The sequence below is a fragment of the Streptomyces sp. NPDC006208 genome, from assembly GCF_040613775.1.
Taxonomy (GTDB): Bacteria; Actinomycetota; Actinomycetes; order Streptomycetales; family Streptomycetaceae; genus Streptomyces.
In genome coordinates this window covers 117870-130737 of the sequence record NZ_JBEXSW010000014.1, presented here as the reverse complement: position 1 = coordinate 130737, position 12868 = coordinate 117870, and the positions used below count along the sequence as shown (strand labels likewise).

Annotated in this window: 12 protein-coding genes; 8 read left to right on the top strand and 4 right to left on the bottom strand. The window is 72.0% G+C overall.

Annotated features, from left to right (window positions below):
• The first annotated feature begins 45 nt into the window (after positions 1–45).
• Positions 46–1491 (top strand): MFS transporter, encoded by a 1446-nt coding sequence (locus ABZ208_RS14165; RefSeq protein ID WP_356909753.1) that lies wholly within the window; start codon positions 46–48, stop codon positions 1489–1491.
• 70 nt (positions 1492–1561) lie between these two features.
• Entirely contained in the window at positions 1562–2158 is a 597-nt protein-coding gene (locus ABZ208_RS14160; protein WP_356909752.1) for a hypothetical protein, read from the top strand.
• 7 nt (positions 2159–2165) lie between these two features.
• Here the strand turns inward: ABZ208_RS14160 and ABZ208_RS14155 are convergent, their stop codons facing one another.
• Positions 2166–2798: a response regulator transcription factor gene (locus ABZ208_RS14155; RefSeq protein ID WP_356909787.1), complete on the bottom strand. Its 633-nt coding sequence runs from the start codon at positions 2796–2798 to the stop codon at positions 2166–2168.
• A gap of 528 nt (positions 2799–3326) precedes the next feature.
• Positions 3327–4478: a histidine kinase gene (locus ABZ208_RS14150; RefSeq protein WP_356909751.1), complete on the bottom strand. Its 1152-nt coding sequence runs from the start codon at positions 4476–4478 to the stop codon at positions 3327–3329.
• Positions 4479–4745: 267 nt separating this feature from the next.
• On the opposite strand from ABZ208_RS14150, the gene ABZ208_RS14145 reads away from it, so the two are divergent.
• The 3 genes from ABZ208_RS14145 (at position 4746) to ABZ208_RS14135 (ending at position 7719) form a co-directional block, all read left to right on the top strand.
• Entirely contained in the window at positions 4746–5600 is an 855-nt protein-coding gene (locus tag ABZ208_RS14145) for a MaoC/PaaZ C-terminal domain-containing protein (RefSeq protein WP_356909750.1), read from the top strand.
• Between the two features lie 21 nt (positions 5601–5621).
• The gene (locus ABZ208_RS14140) at positions 5622–6698 is read left to right on the top strand and encodes a Zn-dependent alcohol dehydrogenase (protein ID WP_356909749.1); all 1077 of its coding nucleotides are present in this window, start codon (positions 5622–5624) and stop codon (positions 6696–6698) included.
• Between the two features lie 61 nt (positions 6699–6759).
• Positions 6760–7719 (top strand): 3-oxoacyl-ACP reductase, encoded by a 960-nt coding sequence (locus ABZ208_RS14135; protein WP_356909748.1) that lies wholly within the window; start codon positions 6760–6762, stop codon positions 7717–7719.
• 504 nt (positions 7720–8223) lie between these two features.
• On the opposite strand, the gene ABZ208_RS14130 is transcribed toward ABZ208_RS14135, so the two are convergent.
• Together ABZ208_RS14130 and ABZ208_RS14125 are read right to left on the bottom strand one after the other, a co-directional pair.
• On the bottom strand, positions 8224–8406 hold the full coding sequence (locus tag ABZ208_RS14130; RefSeq protein WP_356909747.1) for a hypothetical protein: 183 nt from the start codon (positions 8404–8406) through the stop codon (positions 8224–8226).
• A 114-nt stretch (positions 8407–8520) separates the two neighbouring features.
• Entirely contained in the window at positions 8521–9714 is a 1194-nt protein-coding gene (locus ABZ208_RS14125; protein ID WP_356909746.1) for a hypothetical protein, read from the bottom strand.
• A 296-nt stretch (positions 9715–10010) separates the two neighbouring features.
• Here ABZ208_RS14125 and ABZ208_RS14120 point away from each other — a divergent pair, with 296 nt between their 5' ends.
• From ABZ208_RS14120 to ABZ208_RS14110, 3 genes are read left to right on the top strand one after another with little or no spacing between them, the layout of a single operon-like run.
• Positions 10011–10850 (top strand): Nif3-like dinuclear metal center hexameric protein, encoded by an 840-nt coding sequence (locus ABZ208_RS14120; protein WP_328401251.1) that lies wholly within the window; start codon positions 10011–10013, stop codon positions 10848–10850.
• Complete coding sequence (locus ABZ208_RS14115) at positions 10847–11590, top strand: C4-type zinc ribbon domain-containing protein (protein ID WP_356909786.1); 744 nt, start codon at positions 10847–10849, stop codon at positions 11588–11590. The genes ABZ208_RS14120 and ABZ208_RS14115 overlap by 4 nt, the downstream gene beginning before the upstream one ends.
• The gene (locus ABZ208_RS14110) at positions 11590–12837 is read left to right on the top strand and encodes a bifunctional RNase H/acid phosphatase (protein ID WP_356909745.1); all 1248 of its coding nucleotides are present in this window, start codon (positions 11590–11592) and stop codon (positions 12835–12837) included. Before ABZ208_RS14115 ends, ABZ208_RS14110 begins: the two co-directional genes overlap by 1 nt.
• The last annotated feature ends 31 nt before the right edge of the window (positions 12838–12868 follow it).

Genomic DNA, 12868 nt, shown 5'->3' with positions numbered 1-12868 from the left:
GAATCCGGATGTCAGGACCGTGCGACGGCTGCGACCATGACGCCCATGGCCCAAGCCCGCCCGCACACCGAGATGTCCGCACCGTCGCCCGCGCGGTCCCCGCGCACCTGGGCGGTGATCCTCGCAGCGTGCGCGGGGCAGTTCCTCGTCGTGCTCGACGTCTCCGTCGTCAATGTGGCGCTGCCCTCCATGCGCGCCGACCTGCGGCTGTCCGCCACCGGGCTGCAGTGGGTGCTGAACGCCTACTCGATCGCGTTCGCCGGCTTCATGCTGCTGGGCGGGCGGGCGGCCGACATCTTCGGGCGCAAGCGGATGTTCCTCGTCGGGCTCGGCCTGTTCACAGCAGCGTCCGTGGCCGGCGGACTCGCGGTGGAGGGCTGGCAGTTGCCGGCCGCCCGCGCAGTACAGGGCCTCGGGGCGGCCGTGCTCGCCCCGGCGACGCTCACCATCATCACCGCCGCGGTGCCGCAGGGGCCCGCGCGGACCAGGGCGATCGGCACCTGGGCGGCGGTCGGCGCGGCGGGCGGCGCGGCCGGTGGACTGGTCGGCGGAGTGCTGACCGATCTGCTGTCCTGGCGCTGGGTGCTGCTGATCAACGTGCCGGTGGGCGCCGCGGTGCTGGTCGCCGCTGCGGCCTGGCTGACCGAGGGCCGGGCGTGCGGGAGCCGCCGCCTCGACCTGCCGGGCGCCGTCCTGGTCACCGGCGGACTGGCCGCCGTCGCGTACGGCATCGTGCAGACCGAGGAGTCGGGGTGGACGGCGGGTGCGACGGTGCTGCCGCTGCTCGGCGGCCTCACGCTGCTCGGGCTGTTCGTCGCGGTGGAGGCGAGGACGGCGGCGCCGCTGATGCCGCTGAAGGTGTTCCGCTCCCGGGCGGTCACGGCTGCCAACGTGACGATGATGGTGTGCGGTTCGGCGTCCTTCGCCATGTGGTTCTTCATGACGGTCTACGCCCAGAACGTGCTGCACTACACGCCGTTGGAGGCCGGACTCGCCCTGATCCCCAGCTCGCTCAGCGTCGTCCTCGGCTCGAAGATCGCGCCGCGGCTGATGGCGAAGGGAGGCGCGCGCAATGTCGCGGTCCTCGGTGCGCTGATCGCGGCGGTGGGCTTCGGCTGGCAGTCCACGATGACCGCCGACGGCGGCTTCCTCACGGCGATCGCAGGCCCCGGCATCCTGATGATGACGGGCGTCGGGCTGGCGATGACTCCCCTCGCGACGCTGGCCACATCGAGTGCCGGCCCCGGCGACGCGGGACTGGTCTCCGGTCTGATCAACACCTCCCGCACGATGGGCGGCGCGCTGGGCCTGGCGATCCTCACCACCGTCGCCGCCTCGCGCACCGCGGGCCGCACCGGCCCCGAGGCGCTGGCGGAGGGCTATGCGCTGGCCTTCCGTACGGGCACGGGCGTACTGCTCGCCGCCGCGGTGCTGATGCTGCTGTGGCTGCCGCGAACCGGTGCCGGACGCGGGGGCCGGGCACTGTCATAGGCCGCCGATAGCCTGGCCGGGACCTGAGCAGAACCGGGCCGGCGGCCACGTCCGGCCGAGGGGGGACACCATGAAGTGGTCGGAGCTGACACCGGGCGGGCTGTACATCGTGCGGGTGCGTGACCAGCGCGAGCGGGAGCAGCAGTGGACGATCATGCGGATCAGCGAGTCCAGGCGCCTGTGGCGGTGGGACGGGGACCGGTCCTTCGTGGTCGCCAAGGACGCCAGGCGCCCCGCTCGGACCAAGGGCATCGGCTATCTCGCCGTACGGCCGCCGATGTCGTTCGACGCGTCCAGACCCGGCGGGATGCTGTCGCGCAGTGTCGTGCGCTGGGCCCGGTCGCTCGTCGTGATGCGCTCCCCGCTGCCCGACCCCGCGGTGGAGAGCAAGGTCTGGTTCGACGTGCCGACGGACGAGGACGAGCTCCAGTGGTGTCTGTACGACCCGAAGGACGTCGTCCGCCCGTTCGTATGGCCCAGCGAGTTCCAGGATCGCATCCTTGGGCGACTGGCGGCGCTCGGTGTGGAGCGGCACGGGGCGGAGTTCCCGCCGCTGCCCGAGGGCACTTACGGGCGCATCGACGTCTATCGTGGCTCGCTGCCGCTGGACGTCCTCGCCGATCTCCTCGACCGCATACCCGAGGAGCCCAGGGAGCCGGCTCCATGATGCCCGGTCAGAGCCAGCCCTGCTGACGGGCCGCCCGTACCGCCTCCATGCGGTTGCGGGTGCCCGTCTTGCCGATCGCGGACGAGAGGTAGTTCCGTACGGTCGACTCCGACAGATGCAGCGCGGCCGCGATGTCGGCGACCGTCGCCCCGTCCACCGACGCGTTGAGCGCATCGCGCTCCCGCGCGGTCAGCGGGCTCGGCCCCGCGCCGAGTGCGGCCGCGGCCAGTGCCGGATCGATGACGGTCTCGCCCGCCAGCACCTTCCGGATCGCCGCGGCCAGCTCCTCCACGGGCCCGTCCTTGACGAGGAACCCGGCGGCCCCGGCCTCCATCGCGCGCCGCAGATAACCGGGCCGCCCGAAGGTGGTGAGGATCAACACCCGGCAGTCGGGCGCCTCGTCGCGCAGATCGGCAGCGGCGTCGAGGCCGCTGCGCCCCGGCAATTCGATGTCGAGCAGCGCCACATCGGGGCGTGCCATGAGCGCGGCATCCACGATCTCGTCACCACGCCCCACCTGCGCGACCACCTCCATGTCCGCCTCCAGCCCGAGCAGCAGCGCGAGTGCGCCGCGCATCATGCCCTGGTCCTCGGCGAGGAGTACGCGGATGCATGTGGTGGGGCGCTGGTCCTGCGGCATTTCTTCCACGCGTCAAGGCTACGGCCAACGCCCAGGTCAGACAGTGCAGAAAAGCGGCGGGCCAGGCACTACTCCTTGTCACGGTTGCGGGCGTACCAGACCAGCCCGGCGACGAGCACGGTGAGGAGGACGAGGGGTACGAGGGCGCCCAGGGCGCGGCCGGCGGACATCAGACCTGCTCGGGCTGATGGGAGACGGGCTGGTGGGACACGCGCTGGTGAGACTCCGGGGACACGGAGCCGGCGGGCTCGGCGCTGCGCGGTCCGGGGGCTGGGGTGTTCATGGTTCAGGTCCTTGCTGGGGGTCGGCGCGGGGGCGAGGCGGGGGGAGGGAGGACGCCGAGACGTAGGGGCGCCGCAGTCCCGGCTGCCGGAGAAGCCGACGTGCAGATGCCCCGATATCCGCGGTGCAAGCCAACCGGGAGGGCGGGCGGAATATCTGACATGTGTGGAGCCCGAATGGTTACGCGGTTCTGCCGCTTTCACCGGACCGGGTGACCTCTCCCAGCCGGCCCGCCCGCCCCGCCGGTCAGCCCGCCGCCGCCTGCTCCGTCCCGTGCTCCGCCTGCGGTGATGCCACCGGAAGCCGTGCCACCACCCGGAACCCTCCCGCCGGGCCGGGTCCCGTTCCCAGCGTGCCGCCCGCCGCGACGAGCCGTTCCGAAAGGCCCCGCAGACCGCTGCCCGAAGGGCCGGGGCCCGGGCCGCGGCCGTCGTCCGTGATCTCCAGGTGGACATGGTCCGCCGCGGAGGTCAATGAGATGTCGCAGTGCGATGCCCCGGAGTGCCGTACGGCGTTGATGACCGATTCGCGGACCACCCAGCTCAGCAGAGCCTCCGTCTGCGGCTCCAGAAGGGGGCCTGCCAGGCGGATCGACGGTGTGATGCCCGCCGTGGTCAAGATGTCGCGGGCGCGGTCCAGTTCGGCGGTCAGGCTGCCCTCTCGGTAGCCGGTGACCGCCTCGCGTATCTCCGTCAGTGCCTGCCGGCCGACGGACTCGATGTCGGAGATCTGGGCCAGCGCCGCGTCGACGTCGTGCGATGCCATACGGCGGGCGGCTTCCGATTTGACCACGATCACCGAGAGCGTGTGGCCCAGCAGATCGTGCAGGTCCCGGGAGAAACGCAGCCGCTCCCTGTCCACTGCGCTGCGCGCCAGCTCCTGGCGGGTGAGGTGCAGTTCCCGCACGGTCTCGGACAGGGCGAGCAGGGCAGCGGTCACCATCGAGGAGACGAACGTGCCGTACGCGACGTCGACCGCGCCCCAGCCGTCCCGCACGCCCGCGACCGTGCCCACGGCCAGGCAGAGTGGGAGGACCACCTGGACCAGTCGGCGGCCGCGCAGCACGGATCCGACGGCGAGGCCGAGCAGGGGGAAGAAGAGGAGCCATGCGCCGCCGTAGCCGATGGCGAGGGCGAAGGTGACGGAGGCGAGCGCGGTCAGCAACCACCAGGTGACGGGCGCCTCGCGGCGCCGTCCGTCGAAGGCCCGGAACACGATGGCGATGTACAGGGAGTTGAAGGCCAGCACTCCCAGAGCGCCGATCCACGGGTTGGGGGTCTCGCCCTGGAGGAGGTTGGAGACGGCGCCCATGCCCATCAGAAGCCATGGCAGCAGTGCGAACCCGTTGGGTGGCCCGGAGCGGCCCGTGTCCTCGCAGTTCTTTTCCGTCTTCGTCATGGTGATGACGCTACGGAGCCGGACCGCGGCCCGGCAGATCCGCTTGTACGGACCTGGCGGTGACAAATGTCCCGGGTGCCGCGCGACGCGTATCTGACGTAGTGTCAGCCTTCTTCACAAGTCATGAGGGCTGCGTTATACATAGGGGCCATCGGCCTAGAACGCGTTCTAGAACGGGCTCGCGCGCCCGTCCCGTACGACCTCGGTGCGGCCGACGGTGCGGACGGCCGTGCCGAGGTCTTCCACTCATCGAGGAGCAGCAGCCCCATGCCCATTGATCCCGCAAGGGCCCTCGCCGCCGAACCCCGCAGGACAGAGATCGCCTGGGACCACAAGGACATCCAGCTCTACCACCTCGGCCTCGGCGCCGGTACACCCGCCACCGACCCCGACGAGCTGCGCTACACCCTCGAGTCCGCGCTGCACGTCCTGCCGAGTTTCGCCACCGTCGCCGGAGCGGGCATGGCCGTCGCGAGTGGGCTTGCCGCGCCCGGGCTGGACATCAACTTCGCCGCCGTCCTCCACGGCGGCCAGCGCATCGAGCTGCACCGCCCTCTCCCCGTCAAGGCCACGGCCGTCTCCACCTCCCGCGTCGCCGCCGTGTACGACAAGGGCAAGGCCGCGGTCGTCGTCGTGCGTACCGAGGCCGTCGACGACGGCGGCCCGCTGTGGACGAGCGACACCGAGATCTTCGCCCGCGGTGAAGGCGGCTTCGGGGGCGAACGCGGGCCCTCCGTACGGCTCGAGTCGCCGGACCGCGCCCCGGACAAGATCGTCGAGCGCGTCGTACGCGAGGACCAGGCACTGCTCTACCGCCTGTCCGGCGACTGGAACCCGCTGCACGCCGACCCCGAGTTCGCCAAGATGGCGGGCTTCGAACGCCCCATCCTGCACGGCCTGTGCACCTATGGGATGACGCTCAAGGCGGTCGTCGACACCCTGCTCGGCGGTGACGTCACCCGCGTCCGCGCCTACAGCACACGCTTCGCCGGAATCGTGTTCCCGGGCGAGACCCTGCGTATCCGGATGTGGCAGCAGGACAGCACGGTCCACACGTCGGTCACCGCCGTCGAGCGGGACGACGCGCCGGTGCTCACGGACACCATCGTCGACCATTCGTGATCATGTGAGGAGAGCCGCACCATGCGCGCAGCCGTAGTGCACGAGATCGGCCAGGACAAACTCGAAGTCCTCGACGACGTCGAGGCGGTGGGCTTCGGGCCGGGCAAGGTGAAGATACGCATCCGCGCCACCGGGCTGTGCCACTCGGACGTGTCCGCGATGAACGGCGTGCTGCCGCAGCCCGCGCCCTTCATCCCCGGGCACGAGGGCGCCGGCGAGATCATCGATGTCGGCGACGGGGTGACGAGCGTCCAGCAGGGCGACCGCGTGCTGCTGTGCTGGCTGCCCGCCTGCGGCACCTGTCCGGCCTGCAAGCGCGGCCAGACACAGCTGTGCCTGGCCGGGTTCATGAACGCGGGCACGCCCAACTTCAAGCGCCCCGGCGGCGATGTGTTCGGCTTCGCCGGCACCGGCACCTTCACCGAGGAGGTCGTCGTCGACGCCGGCTGCGCCGTGCCCATCCCTCAGGACGTGCCCTTCGACATCGCCGCCCTCATCGGCTGCGGTGTCACCACCGGACTGGGCGCCGCGATCAACACCGCGCAGGTCGCCGCCGGTTCGTCGGTCGCCGTCATCGGCTGCGGCGGGGTCGGCATCTCCGCCATCCAGGGAGCCCGTCTCCAGGGTGCGGCGCAGATCGTGGCGGTGGACCCGGTGGCCTCGCGCCGCGAGGCGGCGCTGCGGTTCGGTGCCACCGAGGCGGTCGCGCCGGACGAACTCGCCGACGCCAAGCAGCGGATCACCGCCGGCGAGGGCTTCGACTACGTCTTCGAGGTCGTCGGCAGGTCCGCGACCGCGAGGACGGCGTACGACACGACCCGGCGCGGCGGCACCCTGTGCATCGTCGGCGCGGGGGCGATGGACGACTTCCTCCAGCTCAACATGTTCGAGCTGTTCTTCGACGAGAAGCGGATCCTGCCCTCGATGTACGGCGGCGGGGACGTGCTGCGCTCCTACGAGCGGGCCATCGCGCTGTGGCGCGCCGGGCGCATCGATCTGGAGAGCCTGATCACTCACCGCGTACCGCTCGCCGGGATCAACGACGCCCTGGCCCAGATGCGCACGGGCGAGGCGCTGCGTACCTGCATCGAGCTCTGAGCCGGCCGTCGGGTGAGCCGGCCGTCGAGGAGCCGGCCCGTCGTGATCTGAGAGGACTTGTATGTCTCTGCCACTGGAGGGCCTGTCGGCGATCGTCACGGGCGCGGGCCGTGGCCTCGGCCGGGCCGAGGCCCTGGAACTGTCCCGGCTGGGCGCGGCGGTCGTCGTCAACGACTACGGCCGGCCCGGCCGCGACGGCTCCGGCGAGACCTCGGCCGCCCCGGCCGAGGAGGTCGCCGCCGAGATCCGCGCGGAGGGCGGACGTGCCGTGGCCCACGTCGGCGACATCGCCGACTTCGACACGGCCCGCCGCCTGGTCGAACTGGCGGTCAGCACCTTCGGGAAGCTGGACATCCTGGTCAACAACGCGGGCATCCTGCGCGACCGGATGGTCTTCTCGATGAGCGAGGCCGAGTGGGACTCGGTGGTCCGGGTCCACCTCAAGGGCCACTTCAACACGACGCACTTCGCTTCGGTGCACTGGCGTGAGCGTTCCAAGTCGGCGGGCGGGCCGGTCTACGGCCGGATCGTCAACACCTCCTCGGAGGCGTTCCTCGCGGGCTCGGCCGGCCAGCCGAACTACGCGGCGGCCAAGGGCGGGATCGTCGGTCTGACCACGTCCACCGCGCTGGCGCTGGCCAAGTACGGGGTCACGGCCAATGTGATCTGCCCGCGGGCCAGGACCCGGATGACGGCAGACGTCTTCGCGGCCGTTCCGGAGTTCAGGAGCGGCACCGAGCCGGGCGACGCACAACTCGACCCGCTTGCGCCGGAACATGTCTCCCCACTGGTCGGCTACCTCGCCTCACCGGCCGCGGCCCGCGTCAACGGCCAGCTGCTGGTGGTCCACGGGGGCATGGTCGCGGTCGTCGAACGCCCCAGGGTGGCGGCCAAGTTCGACTCCGCGAAGGAGACGTTCTCCTACGACGAACTCGACGCGCTGCTCTCCCCGTACTACGAGGACCGGCCGGCGAACGAGACCTTCGCGGCGGCCGAAGTCCTGGCGCTCAGGCGCGACTAGGCCCTGTCCGGGCGTTCCTTCGAGGATCGGCCTGCGGCGTCAGATGCGTGGGGTCTCTCCAGGTCCGCTACGGCCGAGGCATGGGGTCTCCCCGGGCCCGTCAGGGCCGAGGTGTGGGGTCTCCCCGGGCCCGTCAGGGCTGAGGTGTGGGGTCTCCCCGGGCCCGTCAGGGCTGAGGTGTGGGGTCTCCCCGGGCCCGTCAGGGCCGAGGTGTGGGGTCTCCCCGGGCCAGCCAGGGCCGAGGGGACGTATCGCAAGGCGGTAGGGGCGCCGCCCGGCCGGAGGCCGGGGGAGAGCGCCCTCGTACCGGACGTACGGGGGCGGCTCCGACAACACAGTGAGGTGCCGCAGCTGTCGCCGCGGGCACGACGAGATCGCCCGGACAGGGCCTGGAGGGCACATCCAGCGGGCCCGGCCGGGGGCCGTTGCCGCGGCGCGGCGAAGGGGCCGTACCCGGCTGTCCACCGGGTGCGGCCCCTTCGCTGATCTCTGCGTACCGACGCCTCAGGCGGCGTCGCCCGCCTGAACCGGGCGGCGGTGGCGGCCGTGCGCCTCGGTCGCCAGGTCCTCCACCGCGGCCGCCCCGCCCCGGTGCTTTCCTGCGTGGCCGGCGTCGGCCCTGGCGCCGGCCACGGCAGCGGCTGCCTGCGGACGCGTCTGGGTCGTGTCGGTTCGGGCTTCAGACATGTGGGAAGTCACCCCGTCGTGATCGCTGCTGACATGTCGCGGGGCCGGCAAAAAAGACGCACCCCGTCACTGTCGGCACACGGCCGGTGCGGTTGCGTAGCCCCCGCGGAGAGTCTAACCACGAGCCGTGTGGTCGGTGAGAGGGGCCTGCTGCAAGGGGACCGGCCTGCACACAACAGGACTGCCGACACCGTCGCACGGTTCCCCACCTGCGCGTTCCATCTGTGCCGGTGCTGTGGCCGCCGCGGGAAGGAGCACGTCCGACGCGTCCATCCGCGCCACTCCGCAGGGCACCGCCCCGGTGGCGTACGGCAGTTGCAGTACGCCCTCACGGCTGACCACCCCGCCACCCGCCAACCAGCCCTCAGGTGCGGCCAGTTGGTGCAGGCGCCGGGCCGAGGGCCGCCAGACGCCGAGCCAGCTGCCCGCAGCCCCGTCGATCCTCAGGGCCACCGCGCAGCTCTCCGGGGTGAGCACCTGTCCCGGCTGCACGGCGAACGGCGTCAGCACGGCGTCCGGCAGCCACAGGCAGGGCGGGAAGCGCACCGGCAGCAGACTGCCCAGCACCCCCCAGCCCAGCCGGCCCTGCCCGGGTCCGGGGGCGTCGGAGCGGATCACCAGCAGGCCGCTGTCCGGGTCGGCGAGCAGCAGCCGGTCGTGGCTGTCCTGGGTGATCTGCAGCAGTGGTGTCACCTCGCCGCCGCGCTCCAGGTCGACGGCGACCGCCTTCACCGGGCCGCCGCCGGGCGGCCGGCGGTCCAGGGCCAGCATGCGCCCCGTACGGTCCAGCCAGACGCCGCCCGAGCAGTGGCCCGGCACATCCGCCACATGCTCGGGGCCGAACGCCCCGCCCGCCACCCTCCAGATGCCGGTCGATGCCTCACCCGGCGTCAGCGCGTAGACGCACACCCCGTCGGGCGAGGGCGGCACCAGGGTCAGCCGGGCCGACTCGAGGCCGCCGAGAAGCCGTTCGCCCGTACCGGGTCCGGTCGGGTACAGCAGCGAGAAGGTGTGCCGGCCCGCGACCCGGCGGCGGATCAGCACCCGCCCGTCCGCCATCGGCAGCACATCCGCCTCGGGCTCCTCGGGCTGGTCCATCGGCAGCGGCACCGCGTACGGCTCGGGGCCGTCGAGTGTCCAGCGCTCGGCGAACAGCGCTTCGCCGGTTCCGGCCAGCCGGGCCGCGTACGTACCGTCCGCGGTGACCGTGATCCCGGGACGTGCCGCGCTCTCAGGTTCCGTACCCGTCGTTCCCGTACGCGCCGCCGCAGTGTCCCGCGCGGCGGCCTCGATGGCACAGGCTGTCATCGAATCGTCACCTCCAGCTACCGAAGCTAGGTATCGCACTTCCTGCCGAACAATGCGAGCCACTCCTGTTCACACATAAGGGTGGCCATGTCCTGATTTGCCTGAGGGGGAGGTGACGGATGTGCTGGCTGGGTGAGCCGATGCCTGAGGTCAGGCGCACCGGAGGCGGCCCCCGGTCCTTACCGGAGCACCCCTCCGCCGCCGCGTGGGCCCCGGACGTCCGCGGACACCGGCCCCGGGACCGGGGCAGGGGCGCGCAGACCATGGGGGCGCGAAGGAACGGTAGCCTTTCTTCCGTGCCCCGTCTGTCTGAAGTCATCGCCGCGCTCGACGCCCTCTGGCCCCCCGAGCGGGCCGAACAGTGGGACGCCGTCGGCACCGTGTGCGGCGACCCCGACGCCGAGGTCACCCGTGTGCTGTTCGCCGTCGACCCCGTGCAGGAGATCGCCGACGAGGCGATCCGGCTCGGCGCGGACCTGATCGTCACGCACCACCCGCTCTATCTGCGCGGTACGACCACCGTCGCCGCCGGCCACTTCAAGGGCCGGGTCGTGCACACCCTGATCAAGAACGACATCGCGCTGCACGTCGCCCACACCAACGCCGACACCGCCGACCCCGGCGTCTCCGACGCCCTCGCCGGTGCGCTCGACCTGCGGGTCGTACGGCCTCTGGTGCCCGACCCCACGGATCCGAGCGGCCGCCGCGGCCTCGGCCGGATCTGCGAGCTCGACCACCCCGAGACGCTGGACGAGTTCGCCGCGCGCGCCGCCAAGCGGCTGCCCGCTACCGCGCACGGCATCCGTGTCGCGGGCGACCCCGGTCTGCTCGTACGCACCGTCGCCGTCAGCGGCGGCTCCGGTGACAGTCTCTTCGACCACGTGCGCGCCGCCGAGGTCGACGCGTTCCTCACCGCCGACCTGCGCCACCACCCGGTCTCCGAAGCCACCCAGCACTCACCGCTCGGGCTGGTCGACGCCGCCCACTGGGCCACCGAATGGCCCTGGTGCGAGCAGGCGGCCGCCCAGCTCGACGAGATTTCCGACCGGCACGGCTGGGGCCTTCGGGTCCATGTCTCGCGTACGGTCACCGACCCCTGGTCCTCCCACCACGATTCCTCTGGAGCCCCCAACTGAACGCCGCGCCCGCCGACCAGATCCGACTCCTCGACGTACAGGCCCTCGACGTACGCCTGTCGCAGGTGGCCCACAAGCGCAAGTCGCTGCCCGAGCACGCCGAGATCGAGTCGCTGAACAAGGACCTCACGCAGCTGCGCGACCTGCTCGTCGCCGCGCAGACCGAGGAGAGCGACTGCGCCCGCGAGCAGACCAAGGCCGAGCAGGACGTCGACCAGGTGCGCCAGCGCGCCGCCCGCAACCAGCAGCGTCTGGACTCGGGCACCGTCAACTCGCCCAAGGACCTGGAGAACCTGCAGCACGAGATCGTCTCGCTCGCCAAGCGCCAGGGCGACCTGGAGGACGTCGTCCTCGAGGTCATGGAGCGCCGTGAGTCCGCGCAGGAGCGGGTGAGCGAGCTGACCGAGCGCGTCGGGTCCGTCCAGGCCAAGGTCGACGACGCGACCGCCCGGCGGGACGCCGCGCAGGAGGAGTTCGACCGCGAGGCGACCACGGTCGCCAAGGAGCGCGAGGTCGTCGCAGGCTCGGTCCCGGCCGATCTGCTGAAGCTCTACGACAAGCTGCGCGAGCAGCAGGGCGGCGTCGGCGCGGCCCGTCTCTACCAGCGCCGCTGCGAGGGCTGCCACATCGAGCTGAACATCACCGAGGTGAACGAGGTCCGCGCCGCCGCGCCCGACACGGTGCTGCGCTGCGAGAACTGCCGCCGTATCCTGGTCCGTACCTCCGAATCGGGTCTGTGATGCGGGAGTTCGTCGTCGAGGCGGACGGCGGCTCCCGGGGCAATCCGGGCCCCGCCGGCTACGGCGCGGTCGTCCTCGACCCGGCGACGGGCGAGACGCTCGCGGAGACCGCCGAGTACATCGGCGTGGCGACGAACAACGTCGCCGAGTACAAGGGCCTGGTGGCCGGGCTGAAGGCGGCCCGCGCCCTGGACCCGGAGGCGAAGGTGCGGGTCCGCATGGACTCCAAACTGGTCGTCGAGCAGATGTCGGGCCGCTGGAAGATCAAGCACCCGGACATGAAGCCGCTCGCGGCGGAGGCGGCACGCGTCCTCCCGTCCTCCCAGGTGACGTACGAGTGGATCCCGCGCGAGCGGAACAAGCACGCGGACCGGCTCGCCAACGAGGCGATGGACGCGGGCAAGCGGGGCAGGCAGTGGGAGCCCTCCGCGTCCTCCGCGGCCCTCGCGTCCACCGAGGAGGACAAGCGGGCCGCCCGTGTGGTGGGCGACGCCGCGGCGGGTGCGGCGAAGGCCCGCGCGGCGCTGACGGGAGCGAGTACGGGTGCGCGGGTCACCGCGCCCGCCGCGAGCGCCCCGGTGATGTCGACCGAGTCCTCGTCCGCCGGATGGGGCCCGGATCTGGGGGCGCCGGCCACCTTCGTCCTGCTGCGGCACGGCGAGACGGCACTCACCCCGGAGAAGCGTTTCTCGGGCAGCGGCGGAAGCGACCCCGAGCTGTCCGCGGTGGGCTGCCGCCAGGCGGACGCGGTCGCCACGGCCCTCGCGGAGCGCGGCACGATCCAGGAGATCGTCAGCTCACCGATGCGCCGCTGCCGCCAGACGGCGCAGGCCGTCGCCGCGCGGCTGGGACTCGACATACGGATCGAAGAGGGACTGCGCGAGGCGGACTTCGGTGCCTGGGAGGGCCTGACCTTCGCCGAGGTCCAGGAGCGGTACCCGGACGATCTGACGGCATGGCTCGCGTCCACGAAGGCGGCGCCGACGGGCGGTGGTGAGAGCTTCACCACGGTCGCACGCCGGGTCGCCGCGACGCGCGACCAGCTGACATCCCGTTACCAGGGCCGTACGGTCCTGCTGGTCACGCACGTCACCCCGATCAAGACCCTGGTACGTCTGGCCCTCGGTGCCCCGCCGGAGTCCCTGTTCCGGATGGAACTGTCGGCGGCGTCGATCTCGGCGCTGGCGTACTACGCGGACGGCAACGCGTCACTGCGCCTCCTGAACGACACGTCCCACTTGCGCTGATCAACTCCCGCCCCACAGGCCCCGAAAAGGG

What these genes read in the sequence shown, in the direction of transcription:
- ABZ208_RS14165 (WP_356909753.1), top strand. Translation starts at nt 46, where the DNA reads ATGGCCCAAGCCCGCCCGCACACCGAGATGTCCGCACCGTCGCCCGCG.
- ABZ208_RS14160 (WP_356909752.1), top strand. Translation starts at nt 1,562, where the DNA reads ATGAAGTGGTCGGAGCTGACACCGGGCGGGCTGTACATCGTGCGGGTG.
- ABZ208_RS14155 (WP_356909787.1), bottom strand. Translation starts at nt 2,798, where the DNA reads ATGCCGCAGGACCAGCGCCCCACCACATGCATCCGCGTACTCCTCGCC.
- ABZ208_RS14150 (WP_356909751.1), bottom strand. Translation starts at nt 4,478, where the DNA reads ATGACGAAGACGGAAAAGAACTGCGAGGACACGGGCCGCTCCGGGCCA.
- ABZ208_RS14145 (WP_356909750.1), top strand. Translation starts at nt 4,746, where the DNA reads ATGCCCATTGATCCCGCAAGGGCCCTCGCCGCCGAACCCCGCAGGACA.
- ABZ208_RS14140 (WP_356909749.1), top strand. Translation starts at nt 5,622, where the DNA reads ATGCGCGCAGCCGTAGTGCACGAGATCGGCCAGGACAAACTCGAAGTC.
- ABZ208_RS14135 (WP_356909748.1), top strand. Translation starts at nt 6,760, where the DNA reads ATGTCTCTGCCACTGGAGGGCCTGTCGGCGATCGTCACGGGCGCGGGC.
- ABZ208_RS14130 (WP_356909747.1), bottom strand. Translation starts at nt 8,406, where the DNA reads ATGTCTGAAGCCCGAACCGACACGACCCAGACGCGTCCGCAGGCAGCC.
- ABZ208_RS14125 (WP_356909746.1), bottom strand. Translation starts at nt 9,714, where the DNA reads ATGACAGCCTGTGCCATCGAGGCCGCCGCGCGGGACACTGCGGCGGCG.
- ABZ208_RS14110 (WP_356909745.1), top strand. Translation starts at nt 11,590, where the DNA reads ATGCGGGAGTTCGTCGTCGAGGCGGACGGCGGCTCCCGGGGCAATCCG.